This is a genomic window from Methylobacter tundripaludum SV96, assembly GCF_000190755.2.
GTDB classification, from domain to species: domain Bacteria; phylum Pseudomonadota; class Gammaproteobacteria; order Methylococcales; family Methylomonadaceae; genus Methylobacter_A; species Methylobacter_A tundripaludum.
In genome coordinates, this window is record NZ_JH109152.1 from 1834124 (window position 1) to 1847313 (window position 13190).

The window sequence follows — 13190 nt, forward strand, 5'->3', positions numbered from 1 at the left end:
ATCCGGTCCAACAACAAGGGAGAAAACTGATGCCCCTCTCACATGTATTCGACACTTACGCAAAAACCGCACAAGGCAAAAAACTGCATTTTAATGTGATATTGGATGAAGAGGACCAACAAAAAGCGCTTAGCTGTGCCAAACAATGGCTGGTCAGCATTGATCTGGAAGATGCCGTCGTGACCCCGGAAAACTGTTACTTCTATCACAGCCTCGAAGCCCCGGCCGATATGAGAGCGGACATCGACAAGAAGGGTTACGCCATTTATAAAATGGAAGGATGCCCCAAGTAATGCGAGTCAGTTAAACTGATCGTATTAAATAACCTTGGAGAAATAATTATGAAAACAGGCATGATCGGTTTGGGTGCAATGGGCATCGGCATGGCGAGCAATATCACCAAGGCCGGATACTTAACCGGCGTTTATAACCGCACGACGGCAAAGGCGCAAAGTCTGGCCGAAGAATTGAATGTCACAGCCTTCGCTCAGCCGGAAGAGCTCGCCGCGAACGTCGATATAGTGCTGATTTGCGTCTCCGCCGATCAGGATGTGCTGGCAATGGTTGAGGCGATAGCTCTTACCATCAAGCCCGGTTCCATCGTCGTCGATATGTCCACGGTCAGCAGCGATACCGCCAAGCAAGCCGCGGCTATATTGGCCGAAAAACAGGTCGCTTTTCTCGATGCCCCGGTATCCGGCGGCATTGAGGGCGCTAAAAACGGCACGCTGGCGATGATGGTCGGTGGAAATTCAGCGGCACTGGAACAAGCCCGCCCGGTGCTGGAAACCATGACCCGCTGCATCATGCACATGGGCGCAACCGGCTCAGGTCAAGCCACCAAGGCGGTCAATCAAATCATGGGCGCGGGCATCAATCAGGCGGTGACTGAAGCGCTGGCTTTCGCACAGGCCCAGGGTTTGCCGATGGATAAGGTGATCGAGGTCATCTCCGGCGGCGCATCGGGCAACTGGTTTTTACAGCATCGCGGCTCCACGATGACAGGAGGCGTCTTTGCTCCGGGCTTTAAACTTGCACTGCACCATAAGGACCTGAAAATCTGCCAACGTATGGCGAAACAATCCGGCGCATCGGCTACGCTGATCGACATGACCCTTGCCGATTACGAGCGGTTAATGGCGGAAGGTTACGGCGATGAGGATATTTCGGCGCTATATAGATTGAAAGCTATCGACTAAAAACTATCGACGGAAAGCTGTAGATTCGGATTGAAAATAAAACCAGACCTGTTAAAGTCAGGCGTGCTTTTAACACCAAATAAGGAATAATCATGCCTGATTACAAAAAATACCAGTGCGGCACTTGCGGCCATATTTATGATGAAGCGGAAGGCGACCTGGATGCCGGTATTGCGCCGGGCACTTTATGGAAAGATATTCCCGATGATTGGCGTTGCCCCGAGTGCGGCGTAGAAAAAAGCGAATATGATTTAATGGCTTAATCAATCCTTACCGGGGAACAATATGCAGACTGTTATAATCGGCTCAGGCATAGCCGGAGTCAGCTTTGCCGAAAAATACCGCGCATTATCGGCCGATGATGACGAGATTACGCTGGTAACTCGGGAACATGACGGCTATTATTCGCGGCCGCTGCTGTCCCGCGGTTTTACCAAGACCGATATTGAACAATCCATCATCCTCAAGCCCTTTGATAAGCTGCGCGAAAACAATATCAATGTGCTCTGCGGCGCCGAAGTAACGGCTATTAATTGTGCAGACAAATCCATTGCGATCAACGGTTCCTGCCAGGAAAAAGAGCTGCAATACGATAAACTGATCATTGCACAAGGTTCTTCCGCGTTCATTCCGCCGCCCTTCAGGCCCTATGACAAGCTGTTTTTTAGTCTGAACAGCCTTGTCGATTTGAAAGCCTTGCGACAATTTCGGCAAGATTTTTTAAGCCAAAACCAACAGCCTAACTGGGCGATTGTCGGCGGCGGTTTAATCGGTTGCGAAGTAGCGTCCGATTTAGCCGCGGCGGGCGATAACGTGACCCTGTTTCATGCCATGGACCGGTTAATGGAGCGTCAACTGGTGGCCGAGGATTCGGCTTTGTTGCTTAAGGTATTGCAGGACTCCGGCGTTAAGGTACTGCTAAATCAGGCGGTACAGGAATTTATCAAGGAAGACGACTGCATGGATGCAGGAGGTAGAGCAACGCAGGGAGCAGTTGCCGGGGACAAGGTTTGCGTAAGAACCGAAGTGACGGCCGAGTTTGACGGACTGATAGTCGCTTGCGGATTTAAACCGCGCACCGAGTTGGCGGAACTGGCCGGCCTCGAAATAGGTCGCGGCATCAAGGTTAACCCCTATTTGCAGACCAGTGACGAATCCATTTACGCGCTGGGCGATGTGGCCGAATTGCCGAACGGAAAACTGTACGCCTTCATTTTGCCGATACGTAATCAGGCCTTGTGGCTGGCGGAATTCCTGTCCGGACAAAAACAGGACAGCTGGACGCCGCCGGTCTTTACCACCAAAGCCAAAGTGCATGGTTTTGAGGCTGTTCATCCGTATAATGTTTGATACCATCAGGCGAAAGGCGAAGGGCGAAAAAAACGCTTTTTGCCCTTCGCCTTTCGCCTTTTATCTATAACATGACCCAAAATCGCTACTCTGATGCGGAATGCGCCGCCGTCTATCGCGCCATTTTTGAGCGTCGTGATATGCGCCATTTTTTGCCCGATCCCATCGATCCCGAGCTGTTACTCCGCCTGCTTAATGCCGCGCATCACGCTCCCAGCGTCGGCTTTATGCAGCCGTGGCGATTTATGCGCATCAGCTGCCCGGATCTTCGCAAAGCCATACACCTGTTGGTCGAACAGGAGCGTATCCGCACCGCCGAGGCTTTAGATGAACGCAAAGACGAGTTTATGAAGCTGAAAGTGGAAGGCATACTGGAATGCCCGGAAGTGCTGGTTGCCGCCTTGTGCGAGCAGCGGGAACAGTATATATTCGGCCGTCGCACCTTGCCGGAAATGGATTTGGCCTCACTGGCCTGCGCGATACAAAACATGTGGCTGGCGGCAAGAGCGGAAGGCATCGGCCTGGGCTGGGTGTCGATGTTCGAGCCGGAAGCCTTGAAAACCCTGTTAAACATGCCCGAAGATAGCCAGCCGTTCGCGGTTTTATGTCTCGGACATGTCGATAAATTCTACGACAAGCCGATGCTGGAACAAGAGCAATGGGCGGATCGTAAAGACCTTAAAGATTTGTTATTTGAAAACGTTTGGAATACACCGTGCCGCTAAATTTTGTCATCCCTCAGCTCAACTCAACACTCCGCGCTGCTTTACAAACCAAAATCGACCAGAAAACCAAGCCGCTGGGTTCTCTGGGGCAATTGGAATCCCTGGCTTTACAGGTTGGATTGTGCCAAAACAGCCTGACCCCGCGTTTAAACAAGCCGTGCGTCCTTATTTTTGCCGGAGACCACGGCATTGTTGAATCCGGGGTCAGCGCTTATCCGCAAACCGTGACCGCGCAAATGGTCGCCAATTTTTTGGATGGCGGCGCGGCGATCAGCGTTTTCGCCCGTCAACACGACATAGAATTATTGATTGTCGATGCGGGAGTCAACGCTGATTTGAGCAGTCATCCAAAGCTGATTGATGCAAAGATCGACAAAGGCACTCGGAACTTCTTAACCCAGCCTGCGATGACCGCCGAAGAATGCACCAAAGCCATGCAAGCCGGTGCAGATCAGGTTTTTCGGCAATATGAAAGCGGCTGTAACTGCATCGGCTTTGGCGAAATGGGTATCGGTAACACCTCATCCGCAGCAATGCTGATGCATCGTTTAACCGGCCTGTCGTTAGTCCGCTGCGTAGGCCGCGGCACCGGCTTAAATGACGGGCAGTTGCAACATAAGCTGGTCGTATTGCAGCGGGCGCTAAATAAGCATAAAGACGCAACAGAGCCTTTAGACGTGCTGGCCACATTCGGCGGTTTTGAAATCGCGATGATGGTCGGCGCTTATCTTAAAGCCGCCGAACTGGGCATGCTTATTTTAGTCGACGGCTTTATTGCCGGCACGGCACTGTTAGTCGCTAGCAAACTGCATCCTCACGTGCTGGATTATTGCGTATTCAGCCATGTTTCCAGCGAGCAGGGGCATCAGGCGTTGTTAAACCAGTTCAACGCCAAACCCTTGCTGAATCTGGAATTGCGCTTGGGCGAAGGTTCGGGCATTGCCTTGGCCTACCCGCTGCTGCAATCGGCAGTCGTGTTTTTGAACGAGATGGCTACGTTTGCTGAGGCTGGGGTTGATCATTAAAAAAGCAGGCGAAGGGCTCAAGGCGAAAGACGCAAGGCTTTTTACCTTGAATCTTTCGCCTGCTTTAAAATCATTTGCCGATTTAGATACACCTAATCCTGGAATTGATGCCATCTGGCGTGAAGAAGCGCAAGAAAGATGGCAAGCCTATAAGGCGGGTGAACTCAAAACGGTAAGTTATGAAGCGGTTATGCAAAAATACCTATGAAAATACCATCGTTCCCACGCTCCGGAGACTGTGAAAGTATTATCCAAATTAGGCTAAAAACATTTTTCACCACGAAGGCACGAAGAACACGAAGTTTTCAATGTATTGAATTAAACAGATTGTTTTTCTTCGTGTCTTCGTGGTGCATTCTCTGTGGCTGGACGGGGTTTGCAACCCCGTCCGAAACGTTTGACGAATGAAGATATGGCAGTAATTATCGAAAATAGTAGGGACGGGGGTGCAAACCCCGTCTCGCTCGGGAGAGCAAAATGAAAATACCATCGTTCCCACGCTCCAGCGTGGGAATGCAGTTAGCGACGCTCCGGCGTCGCGTTTGGCAACGCTGGAGCGTTGCCGGATGCGTTCCCACGCCGGAGCGTGGGAACGATAAGATGCTATTTTTTCTAGCCCTCAGCTTTTACACCCGACTGCCAGGGATGGCGGAAGTGTCGCAAGCGGTAGGGAACCGATGCGACCGCCTGCCCCACCCTCAAGCATTGGATTACAAACGGTTGCCTCAGGCGGCTATCTATTTGCCGTTGATCGGCTGGCTGGTTGGCGGCATCTGCGCCTTAGTATTTTATCTGGCGGATTTAGTTTGGCCGCAGGCTACGGCGGTGATCCTCGCGCTAATCACCGGCATTTTGCTGACCGGCGCATTGCATGAAGACGGCTTTGCCGATGTCTGCGACGGTTTCGGCGGCGGCATGAATAAACAGCGCATCCTGGAAATCATGAAAGACTCCCATATCGGGGTTTACGGATTGCTCGGGCTGCTGTTGATGCTGTTGTTGAAGATCAGCATGCTAGCCGAAATGCCTACCGCCATACCTTTAGTGTTACTGTCCGGGCACAGCATCAGCCGCTTGTCGCCGCTGTTGCTGATGCAGCGCTATACTTATGCGCGTGGCAATGACAGCAAAGCCTCGGGCGCGGTTTATCAACCCAGTTTCCGGGAATTGGCTTTTGCTACAGTGATAGCGTTGTTGCCGTTGGCCTTGTTGCCCGCCTTGTGTATGTTGGCAATCATCCCCGTATTGGTTGCAACCCTGCTTCTGGGACATTATTTTTACCGCCGTATCGACGGCTATACCGGCGATTGCCTGGGCGCAAGCCAGCAAGTTGCCGAGACTATTTTTTATTTAAGCGTGAGTGCCTTATGGATATTTATTTAATTCGCCACACCCAAACCGCTACCGATCCGGGGCTGTGTTACGGGCAAAGCGATATTGCCCTGGCGGACAGTTTTCCCAACGAGATGGCAAACCTGCACGACAAACTGCCCGAGTTCGACGACGACTGCACCGTTTTCAGCAGCCCGTTAACGCGCTGTTTGCAATTGGCCGAGACCTTTTCAGACACGGTGACTACCGATACCCGCTTGCAGGAACTTGATTTCGGCGAGTGGGAAGGCAAGCGTTTTGACGACATCGACGCCGCTGTTTTGCAGCATTGGACGAACAACTTTGTGACCGCCGCGCCGCCCAAAGGCGAAAATTTTGAGGATTTGTACCAGCGTGCGGGCAATTTTTGGCAGGACTTGTTGGCTACCGAAGCCGAGCAGGTTTTGGTGATAACTCATGCAGGCGTCATCCGCGCTTTGCTGGCGCGTGCGTTGAATCTGCCCTTAGCCAATTCGTTTCAACTGCGGATCGATTCAGGCTCCGTGCATAAACTGCGGCAGGCTGACGATTACCTTTACATCGAATACATCAATCTATAAATGAACCACGGCGGCAATATTTACCAGTTCGCCCGACGGCTCGGCTGCCTGCCGGAACAGGTGCTGGATTTTTCGGCCAACATCAACCCGAAGCAGGCGGTCGATTTAAATTGCCTGCAAGGCGTTCAGCTTACACCGTATGCCGATCCCGATTATGGCTTGTTAAAACAGGCGCTCGATCGGCGCTACCCGATTCCTGCGGGCGTTGATATTGAACTGTTTAATGGTGCAAGTGCGGCTATCTTCGCCCTGTTGCGCGGCTTGCAGCCGAAAGACCTGGTTTTGTATACGCCTTTGTACGGCGAATATGCGCATATTGCCGGGGAGCTGGGTTGCGCGGTACATAACATCAACCGGTTTAATCACTTACTGGCGGATGTTCCCGAACGCAGCACGGTGGTTTTTGTTAATCCGTCCACGCCGGACGGCCGGCTTTATGACCTGCAAGAGTTGTTGGCAGCATGGCAGGCGGCAGATTGCACTATTATCATCGATGAATCGTTCCTGGACTTCTGCTCAGCCGATTCGGTTGCAGAACGCATCGCGCATTACGATAAACTTTATGTGATCAAATCGTTAAGCAAGTTTTACGGCTGCGCCGGTATCCGCATCGGCTTTATTCTGGCGGCAACAGCGGCGATAAAGGAGCTGCATCGTTTTGAACCGGCATGGAAATTATCCAGCCTGGACATGGCCTATATGCAGCAGGCGTTGGCAAATAACGCGTTCATCGAACAGACCCTCGAGCAGACCGCGTATTTACGCGATTTGCTGTATCAATCGCTGCAAGGTTCCGGTTTGTTCGATAAGATTTATCCGGGACAGGCCAATTTTTTGCTGGCTCGCATGGCAAACGGCGGTGATGGTTACCGGTTACAAGCGCAATTGGAACCGTCGCGGATTTTAATCCGCGTCTGCGACAATTTCGAGGGCCTGGATAAAAGCCATGTGCGTTTTGCGGTCAAGGATGAATTAACCATTTCCCAACTTGCTCACAGCTTTAAAAACGTTAAAAAATAAAAAATTCACCACGAAGGCACGAAGGACACGAAGTTTTTATATCTTTTCTTCGTGTCCTTCGTGCCTTCGTGGTGCATATATCTAAATGAAACTAAAAAAATGAAACCATTAGCCGTATTCGGCACCAGTTCAGATGCCGGAAAAACCACGCTGGTCATGGCCTTGTGCCGGATTTTTGCCGACCAAGGCTTGAAGGTCGCACCGTTTAAGGCGCAAAACGTCTCCAATAATTCTGCGGTCACCAAAGAAGGCCGGGAGATTTCCAGGGCGCAATGCCTGCAAGCCGAAGCCGCGCGCGTCGAGCCGAGTTACCTGTTCAATCCGGTATTGCTTAAATCGCATGGCAACGGTTCGGTGCAGGTGATTGTGAACGGGCTGGTTTATCAAAACCAGTCGATTGCGGTCTATTACGCTGAAATCGACCGGTTGAAACAGCAGGTCAAACAGGCGTTTTCATTATTACAACAGGACTATGACCTGATAGTTGCGGAAGGCGCAGGCTCGCCGGTCGAGTTGAATTTGCTGAACAAGGATTTGTCCAATACCTTTGTCGCCAACAGTTTCAATACCAAAAATATCCTGGTCGCGGACATCGAGCGGGGCGGCGTGTTTGCATCGATTTACGGCACATTGGAACTGATGGATCCGGTCATGCGCAGCAACCTGATCGGGGTAGTGATCAACAAATTTCGCGGCGACCGGCGTTTTTTTGACGAAGGCGAAAAAATCATCGCCGAGCGTTTCGGCGTTCCTGTCTTAGGCGTTCTGCCGTTTAAGCCGTTGAATATCGACATGGAAGATTCCCAGTCGTTGCGCAATTACCGGCAACGACTGATTGATGCCAAAATCCGCGTTGCGGTGATCGCCTATCCGGGCCTCAGCAATTATAACGACCTCGATGTGTTGATGGGCGACCCCGAACTTTATGTCGAGCTGATCCACGATTACCGTCCGCTGGAAAGCTTCGATATGGTGCTGTTGCCGGGCAGCAAGACCGTGATTCGCGATTTGCAATGGCTGAAAAATCAGGGCTTGTTCGAGGAGATTTTGCAATTCAACAAGCCGGTGTTCGGTATCTGCGGCGGCTATCAAATGCTCTGCCAAAGTTTGCACGATCCTGATGCGATTGAACATGAATCCGCGATTGTGGAAACCGGCTTGAGTTTTATCGACGATACGGTGCTTTACCAAAGCCCAAAAATACTGGCGCGAGGACATTACCAACTGTTTACATACGCCGGGATCAGCGGCTATGAAATCCATTGCGGCCGCATGGACAAATACCCGCTGTATTATCAGGGCGGCCTGTTCGGTCGCATCGATTCCCTATCGATTGCGACACTTCCGCCATCCCTGGCAGTCGCCGGAACCCATGTGCATGGGGTTTTCGATCACGATGAGTTCCGCACCGATTACTTTAAAACCATCAATCCGCAGTATCAGGGCTATGCCTATGCGCATTATCGCGAAGCCGAAATTCAGGGCTTTGCCGATATGGTCGCGGAAAATCTGGATATAGCCGCCATTTTGCAAGCGTTACAGGCGAGCTGATGTTTAGAATCACAAACTTCAAAGCAAGCTTTGAACTCCTGACTCTGTGTTTTTTGGAGTCCAAAGCTTGCTTTGGTCGTTTAAATCCGGCTTTACGGTTTAACGGTATGGACAGCTACACAGCATGAGAAGGACTGAATAGTTACAATGTTTTTTGAATTGGCAGCTTTGGCATATCTTGTCGATATGATTTTTGGCGAATTCCCCTGCAAACACCCGGTAGTATTGATGGGCGATTTCATTAATGGGTTTGAACGGCGGTTTTACAGCGACCGGATATTGCCCGGCGCGCTATTGGTGGTCGGTTTAATCACATTGGCCTTATTGGTCAGCACCACCCTGGTTTACCTGTGCGGCCTTTTGCCGACGTGGCTGTCGCTGATAGTTTTGGCGATATTCGCTTCCACCGGGCTGGCCATGAATATGTTGCACGACAGCGTCGCCGCACTGTTAACCGCAGAGCAACCCAAGCAGGCGTTAAGCTATCTGGTCAGCCGCGATACCAAAGACATGACCGAAACCGAAGTCTATAAAGCAGGCCTTGAAACCTGGGCGGAAAATCTCAGCGACGGCGTTATCGCGCCGCTGTTTTACCTGCTGCTGTTCGGCTTGCCGGGGATTGCCGTGTATAAAGCCATCAACACCATGGATTCGATGATTGCCTATAAAACCGAGCGCTATTTTTATTTCGGCAAAACCGCTGCAATAGTCGATGATATTGCCAATTACATTCCTGCCCGACTGACCGCCTTGCTGATTGTCGCATTGGCAAAAGACAAGCAACGCGCCTGGCAGTGCCTATGGCGCGACGGTAATAAACTGGAAAGCCCCAACGCCGGCTTCCCGATTGCGGCAATGGCCGGTGCCTTGGGCGTTGCGTTGGGCGGCGACGCCAGTTACCACGGACAAATCAAACATAAACCGACACTGGGCTTGCCTCTCAATCCGGTCGATAAATCGACATTAACCCGAGCATTGCAAATGAAAACAGGCATTAACCTGATCGTTCTGGGTCTATTAACAATCGGAGCCGTATTGTCATGAAAACACTGTTTATAGGCGGCATCAAAAGCGGCAAATCCCGGCTGGCGGAAGCGTATATTTTAGAGCAAGCGGCAACGGATAAGCCGTACTATCTGGCGACTACCGAGTTTTTTGATGACGAGATGCAGACGCGCATCCTGATTCATCAACAACGCCGCCAAGATTTATTTGTCACTATCGAAGAACCCGTTAAACTATTTGAAGCGTTGCAGAAATGCCGGGGGCCGGTATTGGTTGAATGCATATCGATGTGGCTAAACAACCAGCTTTATCACCAAATCCCCGAAACGGACATTTTGCAAGAACTGGAAGCGGTGCTACAGTTATCTTGCGACATGGTGCTGGTGCATAATGAAGTCGGTCTGAGTGTAATCGCCGACAATCGCTTGGCTAGGCAGTTTGTCGACCTGTCCGGCAAAGCCGCTCAATTGATGGGCCGGCATTGCGATCAGGTGTTTTTTTGCAGTGCAGGCTTAAAGATGCAAATGAAATAGATGCTCGTGGTGCAGAGCGCATATTAACTTCCGAATAATCGATGTACGTTTAATAACAAGAGACAACCGTGAAAAACACAGGCTATAAACGCTTATTTAAACTGGCTTTGGCATTAGCGCTTACCGGCTGCGCCGGCAATCCGGCGGTCAAAACCGACGCGCCGTATCCCAATAATACCGCCACTATCCACGATCATGCCCCTGAATATCAAACACAGAGTTTAGGTTTAACCGGAACTTACGCCAACTCGTTGGCTGTGCAGAACTTTATCCGACACATGGTGCTTGAACACCACTTTTCGGAAAGCTATTTAAACAGCTTGTTTTCCAAGGCTAAGCGTTTGGATTACGTCATCCGTCTGGAAAACCCACCACCAGACTTCGGCCCCAAGCCTGCTCACCCCAAGTCGGGAGGCTGGACGCGCTACCGCCAGCAATTCATTACCGAGGCGCATATCAATAATGGCGTAGCCTTTTGGAGCAACAATGCGGACGCTATCCAAAAAGCCAGCGTGACTTACGGCGTCGATCCCGAATATATCGTTGCGATTATCGGCGTGGAAACTTTTTTCGGCCGCAATGTCGGGAAAACGCGCATTTTAGATGCCCTGACTACGCTGGCATTCGACACCCAACGGCGCGCCAAGTTTTTTACTACAGAACTGGAAAATTATTTGCTGATGACCCGCGAAGAAGGTTACGAGCCGCTGCAACCGGTGGGCTCCTGGGCGGGCGCAATGGGTTTAGGCCAGTTCATGCCCAGCAGTTTCCGCCGCTTGGCGGTCGATTTCAACAACGACGGCCATCGCAACCTTTGGGATCAATGCGATGCGGTCGGCAGCGTAGCGCATTATTTTGCGCGTAACGGTTGGCAACGCAACATGCCGGTAGCGGAACCGACCAGAGGCTATAGCGGCGAATCGACTATTGAACTGGGCGCAACTAACGGCAGTGAATACTGGCGCGTCCATCCCAATTTTAAGGTGATCAAGAAATACAATAACAGCGACAAGTATGCGATGGCGGTGCATCAGTTGGCGCTGGCTATTAAGCAGCGGCATTTGTAAGTTAAGAGTTTTTACTACGAAGAACTCGAAGGAAAAGCCAAAGATACCGCGCTGAAAAATATTCAGTCATGTAGGCCGGAATAAGCCTGTTCGAGCGTCAGCAAGAACGGGCGTTTCCGGCAATACGCTGCTCAACAAGCCGGAAACGCGACCTCGCGCTACGCTTGGGTAGCCTTATTCCGGCCTACGCAGTTTTTAATGCGCAACATCATGATGCCATTTCGGCATCATGATAATACAGTTAGGGTTAAGTCCCTGTTTCTTAAACGTATCGATAGTGGCCTTCACTTCCTGTTTATTCAGGTCGATCACGGTAATTGAACCATCGCTCATATCCGGCAAGTTTAAAAAACTGTTCTGCACAATGGCATACTGCTCATCGGGTGTAAGCACCACATGGTGAGCGCCGCCCGCAGTCGGTATGGCTTTCATCAAGGCCGGTTTCTGGGCGGATTGGCTGATGTCGAAGATATTGAGATAACCGGGGTTGGCTGTGGTGATGTACATGCGGTCATGCTTGTCATTGAAGTAGATTTCCAACGGCACGCCCTGTTTAACGGCATTAAAATCGAACACCTGCTGAAAATCAAAGTTCTTGTTACCCGCATTCCATGTACCCGTCCAAAGCGCGCCGCCAAACATGGTGTCTATATAAGCCATCGGCGGATTCGATTCGGGCAGGAAAACCGCCTCAACGGGCGACACGCCGGAAGGAGAAGGTTTATCGGACAATTTATGGCTGGATAGCACTTTGCCGCTCGACGCTTCGATAACGGTTACGGTTTCTCCAGCATCGCCAAGGTCCGACGGACGCACTGTGCTGGTGACCATGATGCGGTCGATGTCGTCATTGATGCTGATGCCGTGCGGATAACGGATAAAAGCGTTTTCCGAATCGGCGGCAATCACTTTGATCTGTTTGTCGGTTTGCGCATCGCCGACAATCACGTTACTTGAGCCCATGCAGGTCATGTACCAAGTCTTGTTGTCTTTGGAGAAGACCACGTCTTCAGCAACTTTACAGTCAGGCATATCGACTTTTTTGGGGCGATAAGGAACATGCGTCATGTCCATCACATGCAGCGCGCCGTTGCCCAACGAGGTGATGTAAGCCTTGCTGAGGTCTTTGTTGTAGAAGATATGATGGGCGACTAAATCATCCGGCAGCGGGATGTCATTGAGGATTTTGGCAAAGCTTTTCGATGCAGGATCGACGTCGATAATCGCGATGCCTTCGCGTCTCGGGGTTTGGCCCGGTTTGCTTTCATAATTCACCATCGCCAATATTTCTGCGTATCCCGGCACCGGGCTAAGCAGTGCGGAGCAGGCAAGCACGGAACAAGCTGCTTTTATTAGTTGTCTTGTTTTCATCGTAGTGTCTCTGATTATTGATTAGCTGACGAGCCGGACACCTGTGCGGTCCGGCCGGTCTTCTAGGCGTTACGGTAGGGATTGGATCATTCTCCAGTGGTGGGGTCGATCATGGATCTGATTTGGGAAATACGGTTGGCCGGGAATCCGCCTTTTTCGGCGTGTTCTCTAACCGTTTCTTCATCCGGTGCGATGTAGACGCAATAGACTTTATCGTCGGTCACATAGCTTTCCACCCACTGGATTTTGGGGCCCATTTCGCTAAGGATGCCGCATGATTTCTGCGAGATGTCTTGTAACTCGCGATAAGCTAATGAACCTGCGCCGGGAATTTCGCGTTCGATAATATATTTTGGCATGTTGGTCTCCTGGTTGATGGTAAAAACGATGGGGTGGCTTTTTAAAGCGCAATC

General features: G+C 51.1%; 16 protein-coding genes. 14 read left to right on the plus strand and 2 right to left on the minus strand.

What is annotated here, in order from left to right:
• Positions 1-29: 29 nt before the first annotated feature.
• From METTU_RS08340 to METTU_RS08405, 14 genes are all read left to right on the plus strand, one after another.
• On the plus strand, positions 30-293 hold the full coding sequence (locus tag METTU_RS08340; RefSeq protein WP_006890918.1) for a DUF2024 family protein: 264 nt from the start codon (positions 30-32) through the stop codon (positions 291-293).
• A 48-nt stretch (positions 294-341) separates the two neighbouring features.
• Positions 342-1199, plus strand: coding sequence for an NAD(P)-dependent oxidoreductase (locus METTU_RS08345; protein WP_006890919.1), 858 nt, complete (start codon positions 342-344; stop codon positions 1197-1199).
• Positions 1200-1291: 92 nt separating this feature from the next.
• The gene (locus METTU_RS08350; protein ID WP_006890920.1) at positions 1292-1462 is read left to right on the plus strand and encodes a rubredoxin; all 171 of its coding nucleotides are present in this window, start codon (positions 1292-1294) and stop codon (positions 1460-1462) included.
• A 22-nt stretch (positions 1463-1484) separates the two neighbouring features.
• Entirely contained in the window at positions 1485-2549 is a 1065-nt protein-coding gene (locus METTU_RS08355; protein ID WP_006890921.1) for an NAD(P)/FAD-dependent oxidoreductase, read from the plus strand.
• A 71-nt stretch (positions 2550-2620) separates the two neighbouring features.
• On the plus strand, positions 2621-3274 hold the full coding sequence (gene bluB, locus METTU_RS08360) for a 5,6-dimethylbenzimidazole synthase (protein WP_006890922.1): 654 nt from the start codon (positions 2621-2623) through the stop codon (positions 3272-3274).
• Positions 3265-4299: a nicotinate-nucleotide--dimethylbenzimidazole phosphoribosyltransferase gene (cobT, locus tag METTU_RS08365; protein ID WP_006890923.1), complete on the plus strand. Its 1035-nt coding sequence runs from the start codon at positions 3265-3267 to the stop codon at positions 4297-4299. Before bluB ends, cobT begins: the two co-directional genes overlap by 10 nt.
• Positions 4289-4507 (plus strand): addiction module protein, encoded by a 219-nt coding sequence (locus tag METTU_RS21715; RefSeq protein ID WP_050897739.1) that lies wholly within the window; start codon positions 4289-4291, stop codon positions 4505-4507. The genes cobT and METTU_RS21715 overlap by 11 nt, the downstream gene beginning before the upstream one ends.
• A gap of 269 nt (positions 4508-4776) precedes the next feature.
• The gene (gene cobS, locus METTU_RS08375) at positions 4777-5682 is read left to right on the plus strand and encodes an adenosylcobinamide-GDP ribazoletransferase (protein WP_006890924.1); all 906 of its coding nucleotides are present in this window, start codon (positions 4777-4779) and stop codon (positions 5680-5682) included.
• Positions 5667-6230 (plus strand): alpha-ribazole phosphatase, encoded by a 564-nt coding sequence (gene cobC, locus METTU_RS08380; protein WP_006890925.1) that lies wholly within the window; start codon positions 5667-5669, stop codon positions 6228-6230. The genes cobS and cobC overlap by 16 nt, the downstream gene beginning before the upstream one ends.
• Complete coding sequence (locus METTU_RS08385) at positions 6231-7250, plus strand: aminotransferase class I/II-fold pyridoxal phosphate-dependent enzyme (RefSeq protein ID WP_006890926.1); 1020 nt, start codon at positions 6231-6233, stop codon at positions 7248-7250.
• A 99-nt stretch (positions 7251-7349) separates the two neighbouring features.
• Positions 7350-8801: a cobyric acid synthase gene (locus METTU_RS08390; protein ID WP_006890927.1), complete on the plus strand. Its 1452-nt coding sequence runs from the start codon at positions 7350-7352 to the stop codon at positions 8799-8801.
• 147 nt (positions 8802-8948) lie between these two features.
• Positions 8949-9845: an adenosylcobinamide-phosphate synthase CbiB gene (cbiB, locus tag METTU_RS08395; RefSeq protein WP_006890929.1), complete on the plus strand. Its 897-nt coding sequence runs from the start codon at positions 8949-8951 to the stop codon at positions 9843-9845.
• Positions 9842-10339 carry a bifunctional adenosylcobinamide kinase/adenosylcobinamide-phosphate guanylyltransferase gene (locus METTU_RS08400; RefSeq protein ID WP_006890930.1) on the plus strand — a complete coding sequence of 166 codons (498 nt, stop codon included), beginning with the start codon at positions 9842-9844 and terminating at the stop codon, positions 10337-10339. Before cbiB ends, METTU_RS08400 begins: the two co-directional genes overlap by 4 nt.
• Before the next feature lie 68 nt (positions 10340-10407).
• A complete protein-coding gene (locus METTU_RS08405) occupies positions 10408-11406 on the plus strand; it encodes a lytic murein transglycosylase (protein WP_006890931.1) in 999 nt (332 codons plus the stop codon).
• Between the two features lie 195 nt (positions 11407-11601).
• Here METTU_RS08405 and METTU_RS08410 read toward each other — a convergent pair whose 3' ends face one another.
• Both METTU_RS08410 and METTU_RS08415 read right to left on the minus strand, forming a co-directional pair.
• A complete protein-coding gene (locus METTU_RS08410) occupies positions 11602-12777 on the minus strand; it encodes a YncE family protein (RefSeq protein WP_006890932.1) in 1176 nt (391 codons plus the stop codon).
• An 86-nt stretch (positions 12778-12863) separates the two neighbouring features.
• Positions 12864-13136, minus strand: a complete 273-nt coding sequence (locus METTU_RS08415; RefSeq protein WP_006890933.1) for a DUF4242 domain-containing protein — start codon at positions 13134-13136, stop codon at positions 12864-12866.
• Between the last annotated feature and the right edge of the window lie 54 nt (positions 13137-13190).